The sequence below is a fragment of the Candidatus Phyllobacterium onerii genome, assembly GCF_028331445.1.
GTDB classification, from domain to species: Bacteria; Pseudomonadota; Alphaproteobacteria; order Rhizobiales; family Rhizobiaceae; genus Phyllobacterium; species Phyllobacterium onerii.
The window spans coordinates 68,256-87,344 of record NZ_JAQMHX010000017.1; the positions used below are offsets into that span (position 1 = coordinate 68,256).

General features: G+C 56.2%; 17 protein-coding genes. 4 read left to right on the forward strand and 13 right to left on the reverse strand.

The genetic code is table 11. The features are described from left to right. Positions 1–22: 22 nt before the first annotated feature. From PHA01_RS25590 to PHA01_RS25615, 6 genes are all read right to left on the reverse strand, one after another. Positions 23–1,210, reverse strand: a complete 1,188-nt coding sequence (locus tag PHA01_RS25590; protein WP_271899100.1) for a PLP-dependent transferase — start codon at positions 1,208–1,210, stop codon at positions 23–25. Next, positions 1,207–1,950: a FadR/GntR family transcriptional regulator gene (locus tag PHA01_RS25595; protein ID WP_417021037.1), complete on the reverse strand. Its 744-nt coding sequence runs from the start codon at positions 1,948–1,950 to the stop codon at positions 1,207–1,209. Before PHA01_RS25595 ends, PHA01_RS25590 begins: the two co-directional genes overlap by 4 nt. A 230-nt stretch (positions 1,951–2,180) precedes the next feature. After that, positions 2,181–2,435 (reverse strand): YjiS-like domain-containing protein, encoded by a 255-nt coding sequence (locus tag PHA01_RS25600; RefSeq protein ID WP_271899101.1) that lies wholly within the window; start codon positions 2,433–2,435, stop codon positions 2,181–2,183. Between the two features lie 11 nt (positions 2,436–2,446). After that, positions 2,447–3,031: a TetR/AcrR family transcriptional regulator gene (locus PHA01_RS25605; RefSeq protein ID WP_271899102.1), complete on the reverse strand. Its 585-nt coding sequence runs from the start codon at positions 3,029–3,031 to the stop codon at positions 2,447–2,449. A 544-nt stretch (positions 3,032–3,575) separates the two neighbouring features. Continuing rightward, a complete protein-coding gene (locus PHA01_RS25610; RefSeq protein WP_271899103.1) occupies positions 3,576–5,045 on the reverse strand; it encodes a M81 family metallopeptidase in 1,470 nt (489 codons plus the stop codon). Positions 5,046–5,055: 10 nt separating this feature from the next. Then, positions 5,056–5,424 (reverse strand): RidA family protein, encoded by a 369-nt coding sequence (locus PHA01_RS25615; protein WP_271899128.1) that lies wholly within the window; start codon positions 5,422–5,424, stop codon positions 5,056–5,058. A 210-nt stretch (positions 5,425–5,634) separates the two neighbouring features. Between PHA01_RS25615 and PHA01_RS25620 the strand changes: the two genes are divergently transcribed. Further along, positions 5,635–6,420: an SDR family oxidoreductase gene (locus PHA01_RS25620; protein ID WP_271899104.1), complete on the forward strand. Its 786-nt coding sequence runs from the start codon at positions 5,635–5,637 to the stop codon at positions 6,418–6,420. Between the two features lies 1 nt (position 6,421). Next, positions 6,422–7,480 (forward strand): D-TA family PLP-dependent enzyme, encoded by a 1,059-nt coding sequence (locus PHA01_RS25625; protein ID WP_271899105.1) that lies wholly within the window; start codon positions 6,422–6,424, stop codon positions 7,478–7,480. A 256-nt stretch (positions 7,481–7,736) separates the two neighbouring features. Here the strand turns inward: PHA01_RS25625 and PHA01_RS25630 are convergent, their stop codons facing one another. From PHA01_RS25630 to PHA01_RS25650, 5 genes are all read right to left on the reverse strand, one after another. Further along, positions 7,737–7,859: a hypothetical protein gene (locus PHA01_RS25630; protein WP_271899106.1), complete on the reverse strand. Its 123-nt coding sequence runs from the start codon at positions 7,857–7,859 to the stop codon at positions 7,737–7,739. 335 nt (positions 7,860–8,194) lie between these two features. Further along, positions 8,195–9,508, reverse strand: a complete 1,314-nt coding sequence (repC, locus tag PHA01_RS25635) for a plasmid replication protein RepC (RefSeq protein WP_271899107.1) — start codon at positions 9,506–9,508, stop codon at positions 8,195–8,197. Positions 9,509–9,759: 251 nt separating this feature from the next. Continuing rightward, the gene (repB, locus tag PHA01_RS25640; RefSeq protein WP_271899108.1) at positions 9,760–10,833 is read right to left on the reverse strand and encodes a plasmid partitioning protein RepB; all 1,074 of its coding nucleotides are present in this window, start codon (positions 10,831–10,833) and stop codon (positions 9,760–9,762) included. A gap of 7 nt (positions 10,834–10,840) precedes the next feature. After that, positions 10,841–12,055: a plasmid partitioning protein RepA gene (repA, locus tag PHA01_RS25645; protein WP_271899129.1), complete on the reverse strand. Its 1,215-nt coding sequence runs from the start codon at positions 12,053–12,055 to the stop codon at positions 10,841–10,843. 324 nt (positions 12,056–12,379) lie between these two features. Continuing rightward, positions 12,380–12,550, reverse strand: coding sequence for a hypothetical protein (locus PHA01_RS25650; RefSeq protein ID WP_271899109.1), 171 nt, complete (start codon positions 12,548–12,550; stop codon positions 12,380–12,382). A gap of 182 nt (positions 12,551–12,732) precedes the next feature. Here PHA01_RS25650 and PHA01_RS25655 point away from each other — a divergent pair, with 182 nt between their 5' ends. Then, complete coding sequence (locus PHA01_RS25655; protein WP_271899110.1) at positions 12,733–15,261, forward strand: DNA translocase FtsK; 2,529 nt, start codon at positions 12,733–12,735, stop codon at positions 15,259–15,261. A gap of 377 nt (positions 15,262–15,638) precedes the next feature. On the opposite strand, the gene PHA01_RS25660 is transcribed toward PHA01_RS25655, so the two are convergent. Together PHA01_RS25660 and PHA01_RS25665 are read right to left on the reverse strand one after the other, a co-directional pair. After that, entirely contained in the window at positions 15,639–17,258 is a 1,620-nt protein-coding gene (locus PHA01_RS25660) for an acyl-CoA synthetase (protein WP_271899111.1), read from the reverse strand. Then, positions 17,255–18,097 carry an IclR family transcriptional regulator gene (locus PHA01_RS25665; RefSeq protein WP_271899112.1) on the reverse strand — a complete coding sequence of 281 codons (843 nt, stop codon included), beginning with the start codon at positions 18,095–18,097 and terminating at the stop codon, positions 17,255–17,257. The genes PHA01_RS25660 and PHA01_RS25665 overlap by 4 nt, the downstream gene beginning before the upstream one ends. 133 nt (positions 18,098–18,230) lie before the next feature. Here PHA01_RS25665 and PHA01_RS25670 point away from each other — a divergent pair, with 133 nt between their 5' ends. Then, positions 18,231–19,088 (forward strand): PCC domain-containing protein, encoded by an 858-nt coding sequence (locus PHA01_RS25670; RefSeq protein ID WP_271899113.1) that lies wholly within the window; start codon positions 18,231–18,233, stop codon positions 19,086–19,088. Position 19,089 lies beyond the last annotated feature (1 nt).

The window sequence follows — 19,089 nt, forward strand, 5'->3', positions numbered from 1 at the left end:
ATAAAGCTCCCATTTTTTAAGTTCAGCGTTTGGCTTTTGTCAGTGCGTTCACGAGGTCCGCCCAAAGCTCCTCTACACTTTCGAGTCCCACGTGAAGGCGGATCGTCCGGGGGCTGACACCGAAGCGCCCGATCGAATTTGCGTCCGGCGTCTGCTGCAGCGAGGCAAGCGCCGGAACAACGAGACTTTCGTGACCGCCCCAGCTGACGCCGATGCGGAACAGCTGCAGCGCGTCGACAAAGGTCGGCACGTCGATGTCCTCGGTAACTTCGAAGGAAAACAGGCCCGAATAGCCGCTGAGCGTCGCCTTGCCCGGATGATTGGAATAGACCGGGTGCATCACGCGCTCCACATCACCATGCGCCTTGAGGCGTTCGGCTATGGTGAGGCCGCTTTTCATGTGATGTGGCAGCCGGAGGGTCAGCGTTCGCAGACCGCGCAGCAGAAGCCATGCCTCGAACGGCGATAGCTTGGCGCCGAGGTAAGAATAGGTGCGGCCATTGATCCGTTCGATCATTTCGCGCGATCCGGCGACGACACCGGCAACAGTGTCACTATGCCCTCCGAGATATTTCGAAGCAGAATGCATGACCAGATCGATGCCGTGGGCAATCGGCTGCTGGAACAGCGGCGTCGCCCAGGAATTGTCAATCGTGGTTACAATGCCCTGTTGCTTGGCAAGCTTCGCATAATGCGCGATGTCCTGCAGCTCGAACATCATCGAACTTGGGCTTTCGAGATAGAGCAGTTTGGCCCCCGGCAAGGCGGCAGCCACTGCATCGGGATCGGAGCCGTCCACATAGTCGACCTTGATGCCGAGATGCGGTAACAGCCGTTCGAACAAACGATAAGCATCGCCATAGCAATTGCGCACCGCGACGATACGATCGCCTGCGCCGACAAAGGCAAGGACCATGGCGCTGATGGCGCCCATGCCACTGGAAAAGGCTCGCGCGGCCTCCGCCCCTTCAAGTGCAGCAATCTTGGCCTCAAACTCCATGACGGTCGGGTTGTCACCACGCGAATACATCGGTTGGCGCTTGCGTCCGGCGAATGCATCGGCCATCGCCGCATAATTATCGAAGGTGAAAAGCGACGTCTGGTAGATCGGGGGAACGACGGAACCGCCTGGGAAAGGCTCGTCATGCGCGAGCAGTGTTGCAGCTTGCGCCATCATATCCTGGTCGTGAAAATACGGGTTGTCGCTCATGCTTGGCTCTTCTTGTTCTGCTTTTTCAGGTTTGCCGCCCCGCGCTTGAGGTCATCCTCGACGGTGGCAATCAGCTTCAATGCCTCGCCGCGTGCGGCAATCGGGTCGCGCGCGGCGATCGCATTGAAAAGGGTCCGATGGTAGGGAAAGCTGGCGTGGCCAAAATCCCGCACCCCCAGCGGATGCTCCCAGAACCGGTGGAACATCTCGTACATGGCTGCAATGATCTGTTCGAACAGCGGATTGCCCGAGGTGCGGAACACAGCAAGATGAAAGTCCCAATCTTCATCGGCAGACATGCCGTGGTGTACGTGGAACGCCTCTTCCATGATGATCAGCTTCTGCTCGATCAGGGCAATATCGGCATCGGTAGCGCGCTCCGCACAGAGAACGGCGGCTTCCGCCTCGAGACCACGGCGAATTTCCAGTGTGTGCATCAGACTGTTGAAATCATTGCCGGAGGGCAGCGTCAGCGGCATATGCAGCATATTGGGCGTAACGGCAGCCTTCAGATAGGTGCCACTGCCCTGGCGCCTCTCGACAAGGCCGAGTTCTTGCCAGCGGGTCAGCGCCTCACGCACGGTTGTACGGCTGACTCTCAGGTGTTCTGCAAGCAAACGCTCGGTCGGTAAGCGGTCTCCCGGCTTCAAGCCCTCTCCCGTCACGAAATCCACCAGCGCATGCAACACCGCGTCATCGCGGGATGCGGTATGAACCGGGGAAAGGATCGGACTGATCAACGAAGCATCACCTGAATTGGTTGGACCATTGTGCCAATTCAGCATGAATGGAAGGAGGAGTCAAATGCTCCCAGGAGTCTTTCCAAAATCATTCTGATTGCAGGACCTGGAGATCCGTCTGGCAATTTCTTCCTCGCATTGCCTGGATCTTCACCGCTGCGAAAATGGTCTCACGCCATTCGGCACAGACGTTGCCTTGTCGAATACCTACGGCGCCGGCGGCCCGGATTTCACGCCTGCCGTCGCTTATCAAGTTCAATTGCCTCGGCTCGTGTCAGCCCGATATCCTGAAGCAGGCGATCACTCAGCTTTGTCAGCGGATCACCCGTCGGTTCGGCGTGTAGGCCAGAAGCAAAGACCTTGCGGATGAGGCCCAACAGACGCTCTAGAAGATCGGGTGGCGTGCCAACGTCCCTGGCAGAAGAGCTCCGGCCCTGACGATGGCGACGGATTTCTAGTAGACCAGTCGTCTCTGAATATGTCATAATATCGGCTCCTATGCTTTCTGTGCCAGCAGGCCATCAAGTGTCATGGTGCTGAACCGTTGAAGGGGCTTGATGCTTCCCTCTGCCTTCATCCTGACCAGCGCGCCCTCATAGGCGTCGATCAAAAAGGCAGCGGTTTCATCCGGATCAAGATATTCCGGCAATTCCCCGGCATCACGCGCTTCGCGCAGCACCGCCCTGAAATCATCCTGCCAAGCGGTGAACGAGCGATGCAACTCACGCTGGAGCACCTCGCTATGTGCCGCAATGGATTGGGATAGATTGCCCAAAAGGCAACCACAGGTTGGATCGCCCGACCCGTATTCCTTTTCATAATATTCGAAATAGTCGCGCAGACGCCGCAGCGGCGATCTCGTCTTGTCCTCCAACAGAAGTTGCGTTCGCACCTTCTGGTTGTTGTTACAATAGGAAGCGAGTACCGCAGAAGCGAACTCTTCCTTGCTTGCGAAGAAGTGATAGAACGAACCCTTCGGCACGCCCGCCGATTTAAGAATCGGGCCGATGCCCGCCCCTTCATAACCGTGGGAAAGAAGCGCTTTCAGGCCCTCGTCGATCAAAACTGCTCGTGTATCCATTTTACTCATATCGTAGATAATAGACCAGTCGTCTAGTAAATGCAAGCTGACTCTACCAGTATGGAAAAGCGGCGTTGCACTGGCTGGCGAACTACCTGGCGACGGCTTCCGAAAGACCACTCCAAACAAAATCCCACAAACTTATCCAACACCTCCAAACCTCGGTTATTCTATCCCCGTCCTTTCCACGGGAACTGCTTCCGGAGCCGTTCGAAGTGGGGAGAGGATCGGCGCCTCCGATGGCGGGTAACGGGCCCGCTGTCCGGGGAAGTTCTGTCCAAGGGGTTCCCCTGCCGGTACTACGACTGGCGTATGCTGGACGAGCAGTTCGAAAGGGGCTTTCGGCAGCGGGCGAAGCAATTCACCCAAAGCGGAAGGCCTCCCAAGCGGAACGGACGGGATCAAAAAACGCCGGACGGGCGGTCTTCGGATCGCATTACTTATCTACAAAGACGCGCTTCGACGACCGCCCGTCTTCCCAGCATGCAAGCAATGGCCAGACGCGAAAGCGGGCGTGGCAAGGGAAATCCACACCCGGTTCGATTCAGAACGGCATCTCCACCCGAGGCCAGATTTCACGCGAAAGTTTGCGATAGTCGGTCTTTCTGGGATTGGAGGGATAGGGCGCGCCCGCATCGATATAAATAATTTCCGCAGCCACAGGCTCGAAACCCGCGTGAAAATGATTCGTCGACTTGACGAGCAGAATGTCCTTCGACCCGGGGTCGATACCGAGATTGGAGAAAATGTCCGGCTCGAAGGTTTGCGTCCGGTTGGTGTTGAGGATGATCTCGATATCCGTGCCCTCGAGGCGAATGACTGCTGCGGGTCCAAGCGTAACCCGGCTCTTGCCGAAACTCTGCCAGCCTTCGTGCACGGCCTTGAGCACTTCGACACGCGCATCGATTGGAGCTCCGCCATCCGGCCCGGCCTTGCCGCCAAAGCGCAACTGGATGTGCGCTCCCTCGCCTGCTGCCAGACAGAAGGTCACTGCGATCGGATCCCAGATCGTCGCCACGGCGACGTTGCCAATACCGCGTTCGATGATCCTTCGCAGAACCAGTGTGCCATCTCCGGCAACCCCGCCCCCTGGATTATCCCAGACGTCTGCAACGACGACCGGCTTATCCGGCTTCTGCGCAACGAGCGAAATGGCCTTGTTCAGGCCGGCTTCCGTGTCGAACATGGGCATTGCCGTCGTTCCACGCATCGCGAACAGCTCCATACCCAATTTCTTTGCAAGCGCCGCACCCTTTGCCGGCTCATTATCGGTGATAACCATAAGCTGAGTGCCGAGCTCGGGGACATCTCCAGCCATGAAGCCATGAATGAGCGAGACAGACAGGATGCCATCGCGGCCCTGCAGGGCCTTCAGACGATCGACATAAGAACGCATCGGCTCGCGGCTGGTCGGATAAACGCCGATCATACGGCAATCGAAGGTAGAAATGACCGGCTTGATCTCGCCGCGCAGCGCGCGCATGGCAAGGTCGACTACATGCTCGCCGCGTTCGTAGAAGTCCGTGTGCGGAAACTCGAGGAAGGCAGCAAGTATATTTGCATTGGCAACGCGCTTCGTCGTGAGGTGGCTGTGCGGATCGAGTTCAGATGCGATAAGCACATCCGGCCCGACGAGATTGCGAATTTGCTCGAGAAGATCGCCCTCGCAGTCATCATAGCCCTGCGCAACCATGGCACCATGCAAGCCAAGGATGACCCCATCGACGGGCAGCGCAGCCTTGAGCTGGTCAAGGATTTCATCACGCAGACCCTCATAGGCCTGCCGCTGCAACAATCCTCCGGGCTCGGCCCAGGTCGCGGTTCCTTCGATCAGGGTGAACCCTTCCTTGCGCGCCTTGCGCCGTAAAACCACCATTGGCGCCGAGCACAAGGTGGGCGTCTCCGGATGTTCACCCGGACCCGCATAGAACGCCATTTCAAAGCTGGCACGGTCTGTTGGCACAGGGGAAAAAGTGTTGGTTTCCGTCGCGAGCGACGCGGTAAAAATGCGCATGAATGTGATCTCAGAGAGGCTTATAGGCGATGGCTTCTATTTCAATCTTGATGTCGATCATCAGCCGGGATTCGATGGTGGTGCGAGCAGGCGGATTCGCGGGAAAGTATGTGGCGTAGGTCTTGTTGAATGCCCCGAATTCGCGGGCGTCTTCGAGAATGACGAAGGTCTTGACCACGTCGGAAAGGTCTGCGCCCGCGAGTGCCAAAGCGGATTTGACGTTCTCCATCACCTGTCGCGTCTGGGCTTCGATACCGCCGACGATGACCGTGCCGTCAGCGCCCACCGGAACCTGCCCTGAAATATAGATGAAATCCCCAGCGCGCACTGCGGGCGACAACGGCACATGTGCATGGCCGAAATGTTGTTTGGTCATGATCGTAATCCTATCCTGTGTCCAGACTGCTCATTGTAGCCAGACTCGAAATACGGCGAAGGCTCGGCCATACCATAGTGCCAATCCACGGTACAGCACCGGCCGCAAACGAAAGGACGCGGGTGGTTGTCTTGGTTACAATGGCGAAACTCGATATTGCTTTTTTCCACCTGCAGCCATTAATGAGCAAAAAATCAACTGGATGCGACGCCCATGACTTCTCCAACATCGCATGGTGAACCTGGCCTCAAAGGCAAACACGTGCTCATCACCGGCGCCGGTGGGGGTATCGGCCAAGCACTTATCGAAGCTTACAATGACTTGGGCGCTATTGTGTCCGGCGCCGATCAGCAACGAAGTCTGATTGAAAGCCTTCCTCTCTCAAACCGTCTGGTTTTCGATCTCAATGACAAAGCGGCTACATCCAAGGCGATCGATGTTTTCATCGCAGATCATGGCGTTCCGGATGTATTGATCAACAATGCCGGTTTCACCCGCGGCGAAACGCTCGATCAAGTCGATGCCGATGTATGGGAACAGGAAATCGCCACCAATCTGAACGGCGTATTCCACGTCACGGCCCCCATCGTCGCTAACATGAACAAACGCGGCAGCGGCAATATCGTATTTATCTCGTCGGTCAATGCGCTCGGCCACTACGGCAATCCGGCCTATTCGGCGGCCAAGGCGGGATTGATCTCCTATATGAAAGCGCTTGCTGTCGAGCGTGGGCGATTTGGCATACGAGCAAATGCAGTCTGTCCAGGTTCCGTACGAACACCGGCATGGGATCACCGGCTGCAAAGGGAGCCCGAGCTTCTGGCAAAAGTTCTGCCGCACTATCCACTTGGGCGAATGGTGACACCGGAGGAAGTGGCGCAGGCAGCAGTATTCCTCAGCTCGAGTGCTGCATCGGGTATCACAGGTGCTACACTTAACGTCGATGGCGGACTAACCGCCGGAAATCTGCGTTTCATCAACGACGTGCTTGGAGATTGAAATGAAACTGTCCGAAATCGACACACCGGCCGTCCTCATTGATATCGATCGCGCCGAGACCAACATGCAGCGCTTCCAAGCCTATGCCGACAAACATAAACTGGCGGTGCGTCCGCACATCAAGACGCATAAATTGCCGCGTTTTGCCAAGCGCCAGGTCGAGTTGGGCGCAGTCGGGATAACCTGCCAGAAACTTGGTGAGGCAGAAGTCATGGCCGATGCAGGACTGACGGATATCTTTCTGCCCTATAACATCATTGGCGAAGCGAAACTCGGCAGGCTGATGGCGCTGAATAAACGCGTCACGCTCGCTGTCACCGCTGACAGTGAAGTTACCATCCGCGGGCTTTCCGAAACGTTCAACGATGCGGCAAAGCCGCTCACCGTACTGGTAGAATGCGACACCGGCATGGGACGTTGCGGCGTACAATCGCCTGATGAAGCTGTTGCGCTGGCAAAACTGATCGATGTGGCCAGGGGCCTGCGTTTCGCAGGCTTCATGACTTATCCGAAGACCGGTGCGATTGTCGAAAATGAAGCTTTCCTGTCTGCCGCCAAACAAAAGGCCATTGCCGCCGGACTTGATCCGCGCATCATTTCCAATGGCGGTTCTCCGGATATGTGGCGGGCACACGAAGTCACGAGCGCAACGGAACATCGGCCTGGCACGTATATCTACATGGACCGCTTTCAGGTCGCGAAAGGGGTCGGCACATGGGATGATTGCGCGCTTACAGTACTCACGACGGTGGTCAGCCGCCCAACGGAGAATCGAGTAATTGTCGATGCCGGTTCTAAAGCCCTTACCAGCGATACGTTTGGAATGGATGGGTTCGGGTATATTGTTGGCTATCCGGATGCAGTGATTACCTCGCTCAGCGAGGAACATGGCGCGATCGATTTTTCAGCCTGTGAGGAGAAGCCCCGGATCGGAGATCGGCTTCGTATCATTCCCAATCACGCCTGTGTCGTCTCGAACCTGTTCGATCAGGTCATGCTGATTTCAGGCAACGAAGTGGTTGAGATTGAGCCTGTCGCCGCACGGGGCCGCGTCGATTAAGCGCGCGGGCCGCAAGGACGGGTTTCTTCAGGCCGTCAACCCATTGCCGGGCACGGCAGGCAGCGCAGCGTCCTGCGCATAAGCATCCAGAAACTCTTGCTCTGAAGCCGCATTCCCGAACCATGGTGCCATCCCATAAGTCCAGCCGCAGGTAGCAATTGTCCCAATCGGCCAGGTCCCGGGCGAGAAACTCGGCTGTGTGTTCGGAATACGTTTTGGTCAAGTCGGCCTGCTGACGCTGCAAAGCAAAGCCAAGTCACAAAAACGGCACAATCAACAGAGCTGGAAGCGGGAGACCGATGATGGCAATAACGGGAATGCCAAGTTTGTCTTCATCCGGACCAAGCTTCTCAGATATTTTCGGGCCCATAACATCCATGGAACGCTTCTAAAAATTCATAAAGTATCGACGTCGAAATCAACGATAAGAGCGGGCAACCGGTAGTAATTACAAGTACAAAAAATGAAGGCAACGCGACGCAGCCAGAGCCTCAGTTGACCATATCCATCATCACAGTCGCAATGTTCAAAAATGGATGCGACTTGAGATGGTGAGGCTAATATTCCGGCCAGCATATTGACCTCAGAATAGAGCCATCCGAAGCGGCAAAACCGCCATTCCCATTCTCGACAACAACCCCTTTTGCAAGGCTGAATTGCAACGTCTTTGCCAACGGTGCGACTGGCGGGCGGCTGGCAAGGTAGAGAAGCCACTCACGCCCGCTTTTCTCCATCCAACGCCTTGATCACCGGAAGCACTGAATATTGGCCGATTTCGGCGCGATCGGTCAGTGCCCTGAGATAGCCTCCGGGCGAACGGATATCACCGATACGTTCAAGAATGGCAGCAATCGTGATCGACGCGTTGATATCACCCATGGTATCGCGCGCCCTTTGCCAGGCATCGGGTGATACACCGAGCATCGAGCGAACCAGTCCCGCCGTATTCACAAGCTCGCGCCAGTCCTCGATACCGTCACGGGAATAATCGATGATCTGCGGGCAAGCACTCAACACTGCCTCCAGTGACATTGGCACCGATCTCGTTTCAAGGTTCGGCCTGTCACCGGTCAAACCGCCGTCACCACGGTTTCTATTTCGCCGCGCCGCTTCCAAGCGATTTCTCATTTTGCTCAGCGCAACTATCCGCCCGGGCGCGTTGTTTTGGGGTTGTAGCTCGTCGGATTGCTTCTGGCCTGTTTCGGGGGCCCTTTCAAATTGGTGGTCTATATTTGAATTCTGAATATGGTGCTCAAAAGAAGAGTCACTGGCGCTCATCTCTTTGTCTGAAAGCGATGCCAGGTAAGTTTTCTCAACTCTCTCTCTCAAGCTTGCAAGGGCATCGCATCGCACCCGAAGCGTCTCCAGTGGCAGATGCCTGCTTACTCGTCCCGAAAGCGCTGCCAGCTCATCAGCGTATGTTTCCCAGTCACCCGCACGTTCCTCGCTGAGCCCGGCATCGATGGTCTTGGATACATCTCGAAGATGGATGGTGATTTCGCTGCGTACACGATGAACGGCTCGCGCCAGGTCCCTTGCCTGAACCGCATGAGCTTCGATTTCGCCCGCTCGTAGCGCCAATGGTGAGAGGTCAAAGCCAAAAGCATGTTCGATCTCGCCGGTTTCGCCGCGCCGCGCATAACGTTTGCCATTGGGACTGTCACGACGAATGATCAGGCCGGTCTCGACGAGTGCTGAAAGGTGCCTGCGAATTGTCGCGGAGGACATGCCGCGGGTCCGCATGGAAAGCTCCGCATTGGACGGAAAGACAATCAGTGCTGCACTGCCGTCCAGCAGTGTCTCGGGATAGAAGCTCAGCAATGCTTCGAGAACCGCAATTGTGCGGTCCGAAAGGAAAAACGCGGTACGAGCCTCGGTCAATGACCGCAACAGCGCCCACTTCTCCGGGTGGTTTCTGTCCGTACCCGCCAGTTTTTCGCGAGCCCGTGCTGTCTTTTCTTGCACAGCAAACATGGCGTGCGACAACGAACGACCGCCAAATGGCGTCGTTGCAAAACGATCAGTCATGGTCCTTTACCTCAAGTTGAGGCAATGAAAAGGCGTGCCGAAACGCGTCCGACTCTTGACAAGTCTGGGTGGAAGTGATTCTCTAAAATTGCTACATTGAAGAGGGCTTCCGGGGCGGTAACGTTCTGGGGGCCTTTTTTCTTGCCGTTGTTTCCTTCTCTCTCGTCCTTTTAAACTGTCCAGAACCGCAATCCGGTTTTGGGCTAGTGCTTACTCAACCAACCGGCCTTGTAGCGACTGAAGTCGCAGCGCTATTTATCACGTGACCGGCTATTGTAGCGGGCAAGCAAAGTCTCGAGCTCTCCTGTTACGAATACCGCAAAATCTTGCGGAATATGATCGGCAAAGGTCAGAACTTGTCTTCCTTTGTCTGAATTCAACTGCGCGATTGCGCTGGGGCTTGAGGTTTTATTGCCAACGACCGACGGCGTATTGCGCGGCGCCAGTGCGACAGGCTCGACGTTTTTCAGGAGCCGCTCGAAGACGCGGTTGAAGCGTGCGTTGCTGTCAGCGGCACTGAACGGCTCCAGCGCGATTTCATTCAGTGCAGCAGCCTGCGCGTCACCGGATTTGAGCAATTCAGCAAACCGGACCCAGCGTGGGCGGCCGATCTTTGGCGCGGGTCCGATAGCGCGAACCACCAGTGCTGGTACAGCTGCCGCGACCTGAAGAAACCGCGTCATCTCTGCCTTATCCAGGGATAGTGCATCCTGCACAAGGCCGCGCTCGAAGCCCCGCTCGACAAGATTGCGGGCAAAGAAAGCACGTTCGATGAAGGATAGATCGCGCCGCTCGGTGTTTTCCTTGCCCTGCGCCAGGACAAGCTGCACATCGGTGAGATTGCGGACAATCGCCTGCACGGGCTTAGCGACACGTCGAGCAGCGCGCAGGCGGCGATGGCCATAAGCTGTCTGGTAATGGCCCTGCTTTTCCGGATGCGGGCGAACAAGGATAGGAACCTGCTGTCCATTCTGCCGGATACTTTCGACCAGCTCCTCGAAACTGTCATCCGATCCGGAATCGTGGCTGAGCCGATCTTCGATAAATGAGCTCTCCACAAGCGCCGGATCGAGCTCGACGACGCGCTCGCTACCCTCGAAGCTCTCCTTCAGTCGTCGTGCATCCTCGATCTCCTTCGATATTCCACCCAGCGACAGGCCCATCGCCTTGATCGCACCAGAAGCGGCACGCGGCTTCAACGGCTCGACCGAAGCGCTCTGCCGCGTTGGGGCGAGCTCGGCTGGCTGCTGCTCGGGCGCCGAATTAGTCTCTACTGTCTCAAACAGCGCCTTGAGCTGATCCCTACGGTTTTTGTCGGCCATCATCGCGCCCTCACCCCGGCCGGTTCCAGGCCTTGAAGATCAGGCCCTGGATTTCAGAGTTGACGGAAGTCAGCGATTCAAACGCGCGGTCATAGGTAGCGCGAGTGAAGCTGTCGCGAGAAACCTCATAAAGCGTCTGCTTGGTCAGGCCCGCATCCGAGAAAGCCGTCGATTTGACAACCGAGTTCGTCAGCACGCGCTCGCCGAACAAGGAGCGCAGGAAACCTGCGATTTGTTGCTGAGGCGCATCATTGGGCTCAAAGCGCGTAATGAGATAGCGCATGAAATCGAAGTTTAGGTCGCCGCCCGCTTCGCGCACGACGGCGAGAAGATCCGCTGTCATGAACAGGAACTGGCTCATAGAGGCAACATCAAGCATCTGCGGATGAACCGTCACCAGCACCGATGTAGCCGCACAAAGCGCCGAAAGCGTCAGGAACCCGAGCTGCGGGGGACAGTCGATGACGACGACATCATAATCATCCGCCACCGTATCCAGCGCGGCCTGAACACGCGCGAAGAACAATTGCTGCTCGACACTCTGCGTGCCATGCTGCCGATCCGCCAGCATTTGCGGTGTCGTGTGTTCGAATTCCTGTAGTTCGAGATTACCAGGGATAAGATCGAGACCATCGAAATAGGTCTTGCAGATGATATCGCGCAGCAGCCTGCGTTCGCCATCATAACGAATTGCGCCATAGAGCGTATCATTGCCGGTGAGGTCGAGTTCCGGCTGGTAACCGAAAAGCGCCGACATCGATGCCTGTGGATCAAGATCAACAGCCAGCACCCGAAACCCGGCCATGGCCAGATGTTGCGCAAGATGTGCACTCGTCGTTGTCTTGCCAGAGCCGCCCTTGAAATTGGTGACCGCGATAACCTGCATATGCTCGTTTGCGCTTGGATCGCGATGGGGAAGATACGTTTTCGCCTTGGCACCGCCAGCCTCGGCAAGATGCCGGCGCAGCGCATTGATCTCGGCAAGCGTATAAAGCCGGCGACCGCCGCTTCCAGTTTCCGGCTGTGGCCCCTCGCCCGCAATCGAGAGCTGCCGCAGATAACCGTCGGATACACCAATCAGCTTCGCAGCCTCGCCACTGGTGAACTTACGCAAAGTCTTCTGGGCAGTCGGCGGAAACAACCGATTGCGCATCGCCTGTAACTGCGCTGAGAGCATCTCGGCATCCGCCGCGATCGCGCGGTCGGCCGGCAAGGCGACAGGCAGGGATGAAACGCCTTGTAACTGGGCATCAACAGTCCGGTTTGTCTGCGCTGTATTCAATAAAGTCACGTGTTGATCCTGTGCGCCTGTTAATAGACTGCCTGACCGCGCTCTGGGATGATGCGCCGATTCGACAGAAAAACCAAAAGGGTAACGCTGGACAACAATTTAACGCTGCAGCTCGATACTAACACCGCAAAATCTGTGTAACGCCTATTTGGCCTGTTACCCTCAAAAACCGTAACCAAATTGAGGGAAGGACCGAGTCGCGTCAAGAACTTTATAGTTAACGCAATTTAACCAATTTATTGGGGCAACCGCACTATTTTACCACTTCTTCTTTTTGCGTTTTTGGTCGGCCGGCTTGGGCTCGAACAGATCGCTATCGGGTGCATCCTTGGTATCCGATGCCTGCATTTCTGCTGATTTTGATGCGATGGATTTTGTCTCGGTCGGGGACTTCGAAGTGGTATCTTTCAATGCGAATTTGATCGCCATTACAAACTGCTTTCTGATGTGAAATTTGCGTGAACTACAGAATGTAAGTTCCTAGCATGAATGGCAGACAATTTGCGCATGAAATCGAGACGCTCTCGCCAAAAGTAGCAAGTTGTTAACCTTGGTTTTCTATTCAGATGAGCACCCCTTGGGTAATCTCACATCGTTCCGCTGCAGGCATCATGCGTATCCCCAGAACAAATTTTCCAGTAAAAGCAGATGAATATGAGTTTGAAAACAGCGGCGGTGAAGGGTTGGTCCACGTGCCGCTTCCACCGTCGCGTCCGGTAGACCTTACCAACGCAAATTCAGGCACCCTTTATGAGAGCGTTACGGTCAAACGGCCGATCGCTCCTGCGACACCCGGGTCAGCGTCGGCGGCAACGCCGGTACCAGTACCGCCAGGCGGATTTGATGCAGGCGCATCGTTTGCGCCGATTTCGAAGCGTATGTTTTCACTATCCGAGAATGTCCGTTTCACCCGGACACCCGACAGCGAACTCTTGAAAAACAAGGGCCCGGCACCGACAGAAGTTACTATGGCACCGAAGGCGGATGCGAAACGTCCGGCTTCTGCAAAACCGGCAAGGAACGTGGAAGCAATCGTCGTACCCCCGCGTGTTCGCGACCCTGAGTCCGGAGGGTCCCTCCTCTTCGGCCAGACGCTAATACCAGCTCAACCTCTCGCGGTTGTCGTGCCGCAAGGCCCCACTGTTGCCGAGGCCCACACGAACATCAAAACTCCGGCGCCCGAACGCTCGCCATTGGCTTATGTGTCGGACTACGCTTTCTTCGAATCCGCTGACTTTATAGGGGGGATTGCATTAGTTGCAGCTGCTTCCCCTGTCAGACCAATGCCCAGATTCAGCCCAGACGAAGTCACGGCCCGCTTCCGCGTGGTGGAGCCCTTTACGACACTAAAACCGCCGCTCATGTCGCCACCACTCGACGCAGTGCGCGTGGAGGTGAACCACCATGCGGCGCCGACGCCTGAACAGCGACTGGGGGAGAGCGATACCGTTGATGCAGGTTTGAACGCAATTCCCGAACCTGTTCCCGCTGTCACTCCCCAGCTCACCATCACCAGACGCCGAGAAATTGCCCCGGTCCAAGCCCCGCTCCCTCCACGGCAGATTGCGATAGCGAATCCCGTTAAACCACGCATTTTTCCGGTCCCGCGCGGCACTTACGAAAAGCCTCCGATAGCCCTGTTGCAAGAAACGGTCACGCATGATGTCGTTACCATTTCGCAGGAAACGCTCGAGCAGAACGCCGGGCTTCTTGAAAGCGTACTGGAAGATTTCGGCATTCGCGGCGAGATCATCCATGTGCGTCCCGGCCCTGTCGTCACGCTCTATGAATTCGAACCGGCACCGGGTGTGAAATCCTCGCGTGTTATCGGTCTTGCCGACGATATCGCCCGCTCCATGTCGGCGCTGTCCGCTCGTGTGGCTGTTGTTCCCGGACGCAACGTCATCGGTATCGAATTGCCCAATACGACGCGAGAGACAGTCTACCTTCGCGAGATGGTCGCATCCGAGAATTTCGACAAGACCAGATTCAAACTCGCACTTTGCCTTGGCAAGACCATTGGTGGTGAGCCTGTGATTGCCGAACTCGCCAAGATGCCGCATCTGCTCGTAGCCGGTACGACCGGCTCCGGGAAATCAGTCGCCATCAATACGATGATTCTATCGCTGCTCTACCGACTGACTCCGGACGAGTGCCGTCTGATCATGGTCGACCCAAAAATGCTTGAACTGTCCATCTATGACGGCATCCCGCATCTTCTTACCCCGGTCGTCACTGATCCAAAGAAGGCAGTCATGGCTCTAAAATGGGCTGTGCGCGAGATGGAAGACCGCTACAGAAAAATGTCAAAGCTCGGCGTGCGTAACATCGATGGTTTCAACGCCCGCATTGTCAGCGCGAAGGAGAAGGGCGAGACGGTGATGTGCACCGTGCAAACCGGCTTCGACAAGGGGACCGGCGAAGCGCAATACCAGCAGGAGGCGATGGACCTCACGCCGATGCCGTATATCGTCATCATTGTCGATGAAATGGCCGACCTGATGATGGTGGCAGGCAAGGATATCGAAGGAGCGATCCAGCGCCTCGCCCAGATGGCGCGTGCCGCCGGCATCCATCTCATCATGGCGACTCAACGTCCATCGGTCGATGTGATCACCGGAACCATCAAGGCGAACTTCCCGACCCGCATCTCGTTTCAGGTCACATCCAAGATCGACAGTCGCACCATTCTCGGCGAGCAGGGTGCTGAGCAGCTGCTTGGCCAGGGCGACATGTTGCATATGGTCGGTGGCGGCCGTATTTCGCGCGTCCATGGGCCTTTCGTTTCAGACGAAGAAGTCGAAAAGGTCGTTGCGCATCTGAAGACTCAAGGGCAGCCTGACTATCTCGATACCGTGACGGCCGACGAAAGCGAGGAAGACGACGCGGATACTGACGATAGCGCAGTCTTCGACAAGGGCGCCATGGCCGCAGAAGATGGTAACGAGCTCTACGATCAGGCGGTCAAGGTCATCCTGCGTGACAAAAAATGCTCGACCTCATACATCCAGAGACGGCTGCAGATCGGCTACAATCGCGCCGCTTCCCTGGTCGAGCGGATGGAAAAGGAAGGGCTGGTTGGCCCTGCCAATCATGTCGGCAAGCGCGAAATCCTCAACGTCAACAGGGACACCGGCTGAGGCACGCGCATCGAATGCTATTGTCGCAGAGCAGCTTTGATTGGCTTCAACGGGGAGCATCTGATTTTGATGAACTCGTTAGGCGAACGTCCGACAATGGCTGTGCGTGCCACGAAAGCCTGTCCCTGCATCCCGCACATCATGGCGTTGCTGGTCTGTGGCCCGTAAATCACATCCAGCGCCGTGTTCGATTGGCAATCCATCGGCGACAGACTTGTTGAGCATATGAGAATTACAACCTGGAGCATGCTGGCATCCTTTGCAAACAGTGGCTCCTCCCGATCCTTGCAAGAGTACGGAAGTTTTGTTGCAATGCAACCAATTTGCTGCAACGCAATAAAATCGATGGTTCCTAAAGGAAAAATACGCTCTGCTGATTACTGTTCCGCCGGTTCATCGAGTTCGCGGCGCTTGATGAGCTCTTCCCGGATCAGTTTCTTGGCGACCTTGCCATAGGCGGATTTCGGCATCTCCGGCCAGAACACGAGCCGCTTCGGTATTTTGTAGCGAGCTATCTTGTCGCCAAGCCAGGCAATGATCTCTTCGGATTCCGGCGCAGTACCGGGGCGAGCAACACAGACAGCAAGACCGACCTCGCCCCACACCGGATCCGGAATACCCAGTAACGCCACTTCGCGGATGTCCGGATGCGTCAACATCTTCTCCTCGATCTCCCGCGGATAAATGTTGGAGCCGCCAGAAATATACATGTCCGAGGCCCGTCCCGTGATGAAGAGAAATCCCGTCTCATCCATGTGTCCGAGATCGCCGGTGCGGAACCAGCCATTGCGAAACGCTTTCGCATTGGCCTCCGGATTATTGTAGTAGCCGGCGAAAACGGCTGGACCGATCACGCAAATCTCGCCGGTTACGCCGGACGGAACTTCATTTCCGTTATCATCCTGGATCGATATTTGCATTGCGGTGCGCGCATAACCGCAGGTGCCCGGGCGCGTATCTTCGCTGTGTTCCAAGTGGTGCTCGGCGGCCGGTAACACAGTAATATTGCCGGTCACCTCTCCCAGTCCAAAATACTGCACGATCACCCGCCCCAGCGTCTTCAGGGCATTGATCTGATCGGTCCGGTACATGGGTGCGCCCGCATAGATTACATAACGCAATGACGAATGATCCTGCTCCTGTACAGCGGGATGTTCGATCAGCATTTTAAGGATCGTCGGCACGGTAAACATGTTGCTCACGCGCCATTTTGCGACAAGCCGCCAGGCTTCGGCAACATCAAGCTTCTCTGTTGGCAGCAGAATAGTTTTTGCACCTCTAGCAACCTGCGTCAGCTGATGAATCCCCGCGCCGTGAGACAAGGGGGCGACCACGAGCGAGGCATCGTGATGTGTCGTGCCCGGCATCAAGTCGCACAAATGATTGGTTACGACGAATGCCATCTGACCGTGGGTCAGCACGGCAGCCTTTGGCCGGCCAGTGGTGCCAGAGGTGAAAAAGAACCAGCACGGATCATCATGATCCACAGGGGCAGCTGGCGCCGTTTCACTATCGAACCGATCTACGATATCGTCGTAATCCTCAGCAAAATCGGTTTTTCCGATCGCGATGACGAATTCCATCTCCCCGCACGTTTGCCGGCAGGCTTCGACATGCGCTGGAAATGAACGCTCGCAAATCATACCTTTTGCGCCGCTTGTTGCCGCCAGATAGGCCACTTCATCGGATGTCTGCCTGAAATTAGTCGGAACCCACACCGCTCCAAGTTGGAAACAGGCGAACATGGATTCGAACATCTGGTTGCAATTCTGTGATTGAATGAGAATCCGGTCGCCCTTGACCACGCCGAATTCTTTTTGCAACGCTGCGGCCATGGCGTTGACACGGCGCTGCAGTTGCGCCCATGTCCATTTTTTTTCGCCCCAGACAAGTGCAATCTCCTTCGGAAAGCGGTGTGCCGATTGGGCGAGAAATCCGTAGAGATTCATCACCCGCTTGGACATGGGTTCGACAACCAATCCATGTTTCGCAGTCATGGCGCCACCTTCGAAGCGTAAGGCCGTTTTGGCCGATCATTGGGAGGTTGGAGATGGGCCAGTCTCGCTTCGATTTTTCTGGTCTCACCTTCCATAAAAACAGCGAGCTCCGCTTGACGTGCAGGCTGCATGCGGCTGTCGATCGCCGCAATGCTAAGGGCGCCGGCTGGTCGCCCATCCGGATAGCGAATGGCGAGGCCGATGCCCCAGGAATTGGTGAGAATAAGCCCGGGATTGAGGGCAAAGCCGTTTTCCCGCGCCGCTGCAACGTCAGCGCGAATGCGGTCGGGATAAAGATTTGGATAGTCGGCCAGGAGGGTGGCTTCGTTCACGGCTAAAATTGCTTCAACCTCGTCATCCGGCATCGCAGCCAGGATCGCCAGTGACCCGGCGCCCACACCCAAGGGGTGGCGATAGCCAGCCTGCAATGCATGGGTGCGAATCGGATAGGTGCCTTCCTCGCGATGCAGACAAACGGCGTAGCTATCGCGCTGGATGGAAAGGAAGCTGGTGTCCTGCGTTTTCGCCGACAGAAAACCAAGGCTGTCGCGGGATATCTGTAAAAGGCCGTAACGCCGTGTCGCGAGGGTGCCAAGTACGTAAGCTTCCTGACCAAGATAGTATCGTCGGGTCAAAGTGTCCTGTTCCAGCAGGCCCGAGCGTATGAGCGCCAGAAGTAAACGACGCGCAGTTGGTTTGTTGAGGCCGCTTTGTTCCACGATATCAGTCAGGGTGCTGCCGTCATCGCCGGAATAGCTGACAAGGCTCAAGAGACCGAGCGCCCTGTCGACGCTTTGCGAACCATTGAGACCTGTTATCGGTCTGACCTCTTGCTCCATCCCAATTCCTCTTATTGATCCATATTGTGGATCATTTTATTCGTTTGTGGAACTATGCCACAACTTGGCACCCTGTGAACGGAATTTGGAATTAATATGCTACTCATCCTGCGATGGCCTTCGGCGGTGACCGGTGTCTGAACGATCTTTACGGCAACCTGGGCCTCCAAAATTTACCCGCTTCGAGAGTTTTGAGGGCGTCGGCCGACGCCTGGAATTCACTCTTGAACCTGGCCAAAGCATTAATGACGCCATTGCCAGGCCGCTTCGGGCGGCCGGCGTTACAGCGGCTTCACTTGTTCTTACCGGCGGGGCTTTCAATCCATTCCACTATCTTATGCCGGCTCTTGCGACTGACGAGCATCACGCTGCCTGGTACAGCGACATATTCTCACCGGCTGGCGAAACGCGATTTGAGAATGGTAATGTCACCTTTGGCGAGCGTGACGGTGCCGCCTTTATCCATTGCCATGCCATCTGGACCGAACAAGACGGCAGGCGCGGTGCTGGGCATGTCCTACCGCAGGAAACGATCATCAGCCGGCCCATGCATGCAATTGCCTGGGGTGTCGAAGAGGTGCGAATGGTTTCGGAGCCCGATGAAGAGACCGCCTTCACGCTCTTTCATCCGGTACCTTTAAAAACGGCAATTACCGCCAACAATGGTCCGCGCACGGTGATCGCGCGTGTTGGTCCAAATGAGGACATCATCCTTGCCCTGGAGGCTATCTGCCGGAAACATGGCTTCGCAGCAGCAATATTGCGCGGTGGCATAGGCAGCCTCATCGGCGCACGCTATGCGGATGGTTCAAGAGTAGACGATATCGCAACCGAAGTCTTCGTTACCCAGGGCTTCGTAACACACCAGTCAACCCGAACACGTGTTGATATCGTTATGGTCGACACCGAGGGCAATGTCACACGCGGGGAGCTCCTTCGCGGTGAAAACCCCGTCTGCATCACATTCGAGCTATGCCTGGAAGAAGCCTGAA

Excerpts from the sequence above, each read along its gene's own strand:
- PHA01_RS25590 (WP_271899100.1), bottom strand. The coding sequence starts at position 1,210 with ATGAGCGACAACCCGTATTTTCACGACCAGGATATGATGGCGCAAGCT.
- PHA01_RS25610 (WP_271899103.1), bottom strand. The coding sequence starts at position 5,045 with ATGCGCATTTTTACCGCGTCGCTCGCGACGGAAACCAACACTTTTTCC.
- PHA01_RS25655 (WP_271899110.1), top strand. The coding sequence starts at position 12,733 with ATGCGTATCCCCAGAACAAATTTTCCAGTAAAAGCAGATGAATATGAG.
- PHA01_RS25650 (WP_271899109.1), bottom strand. The coding sequence starts at position 12,550 with ATGGCGATCAAATTCGCATTGAAAGATACCACTTCGAAGTCCCCGACC.
- repB (WP_271899108.1), bottom strand. The coding sequence starts at position 10,833 with ATGATGGCCGACAAAAACCGTAGGGATCAGCTCAAGGCGCTGTTTGAG.
- PHA01_RS25605 (WP_271899102.1), bottom strand. The coding sequence starts at position 3,031 with ATGGATACACGAGCAGTTTTGATCGACGAGGGCCTGAAAGCGCTTCTT.
- PHA01_RS25660 (WP_271899111.1), bottom strand. The coding sequence starts at position 17,258 with ATGACTGCGAAACATGGATTGGTTGTCGAACCCATGTCCAAGCGGGTG.
- PHA01_RS25620 (WP_271899104.1), top strand. The coding sequence starts at position 5,635 with ATGACTTCTCCAACATCGCATGGTGAACCTGGCCTCAAAGGCAAACAC.
- PHA01_RS25665 (WP_271899112.1), bottom strand. The coding sequence starts at position 18,097 with ATGGAGCAAGAGGTCAGACCGATAACAGGTCTCAATGGTTCGCAAAGC.
- PHA01_RS25630 (WP_271899106.1), bottom strand. The coding sequence starts at position 7,859 with ATGGATGTTATGGGCCCGAAAATATCTGAGAAGCTTGGTCCGGATGAA.
- PHA01_RS25600 (WP_271899101.1), bottom strand. The coding sequence starts at position 2,435 with ATGACATATTCAGAGACGACTGGTCTACTAGAAATCCGTCGCCATCGT.
- repC (WP_271899107.1), bottom strand. The coding sequence starts at position 9,508 with ATGACTGATCGTTTTGCAACGACGCCATTTGGCGGTCGTTCGTTGTCG.
- PHA01_RS25625 (WP_271899105.1), top strand. The coding sequence starts at position 6,422 with ATGAAACTGTCCGAAATCGACACACCGGCCGTCCTCATTGATATCGAT.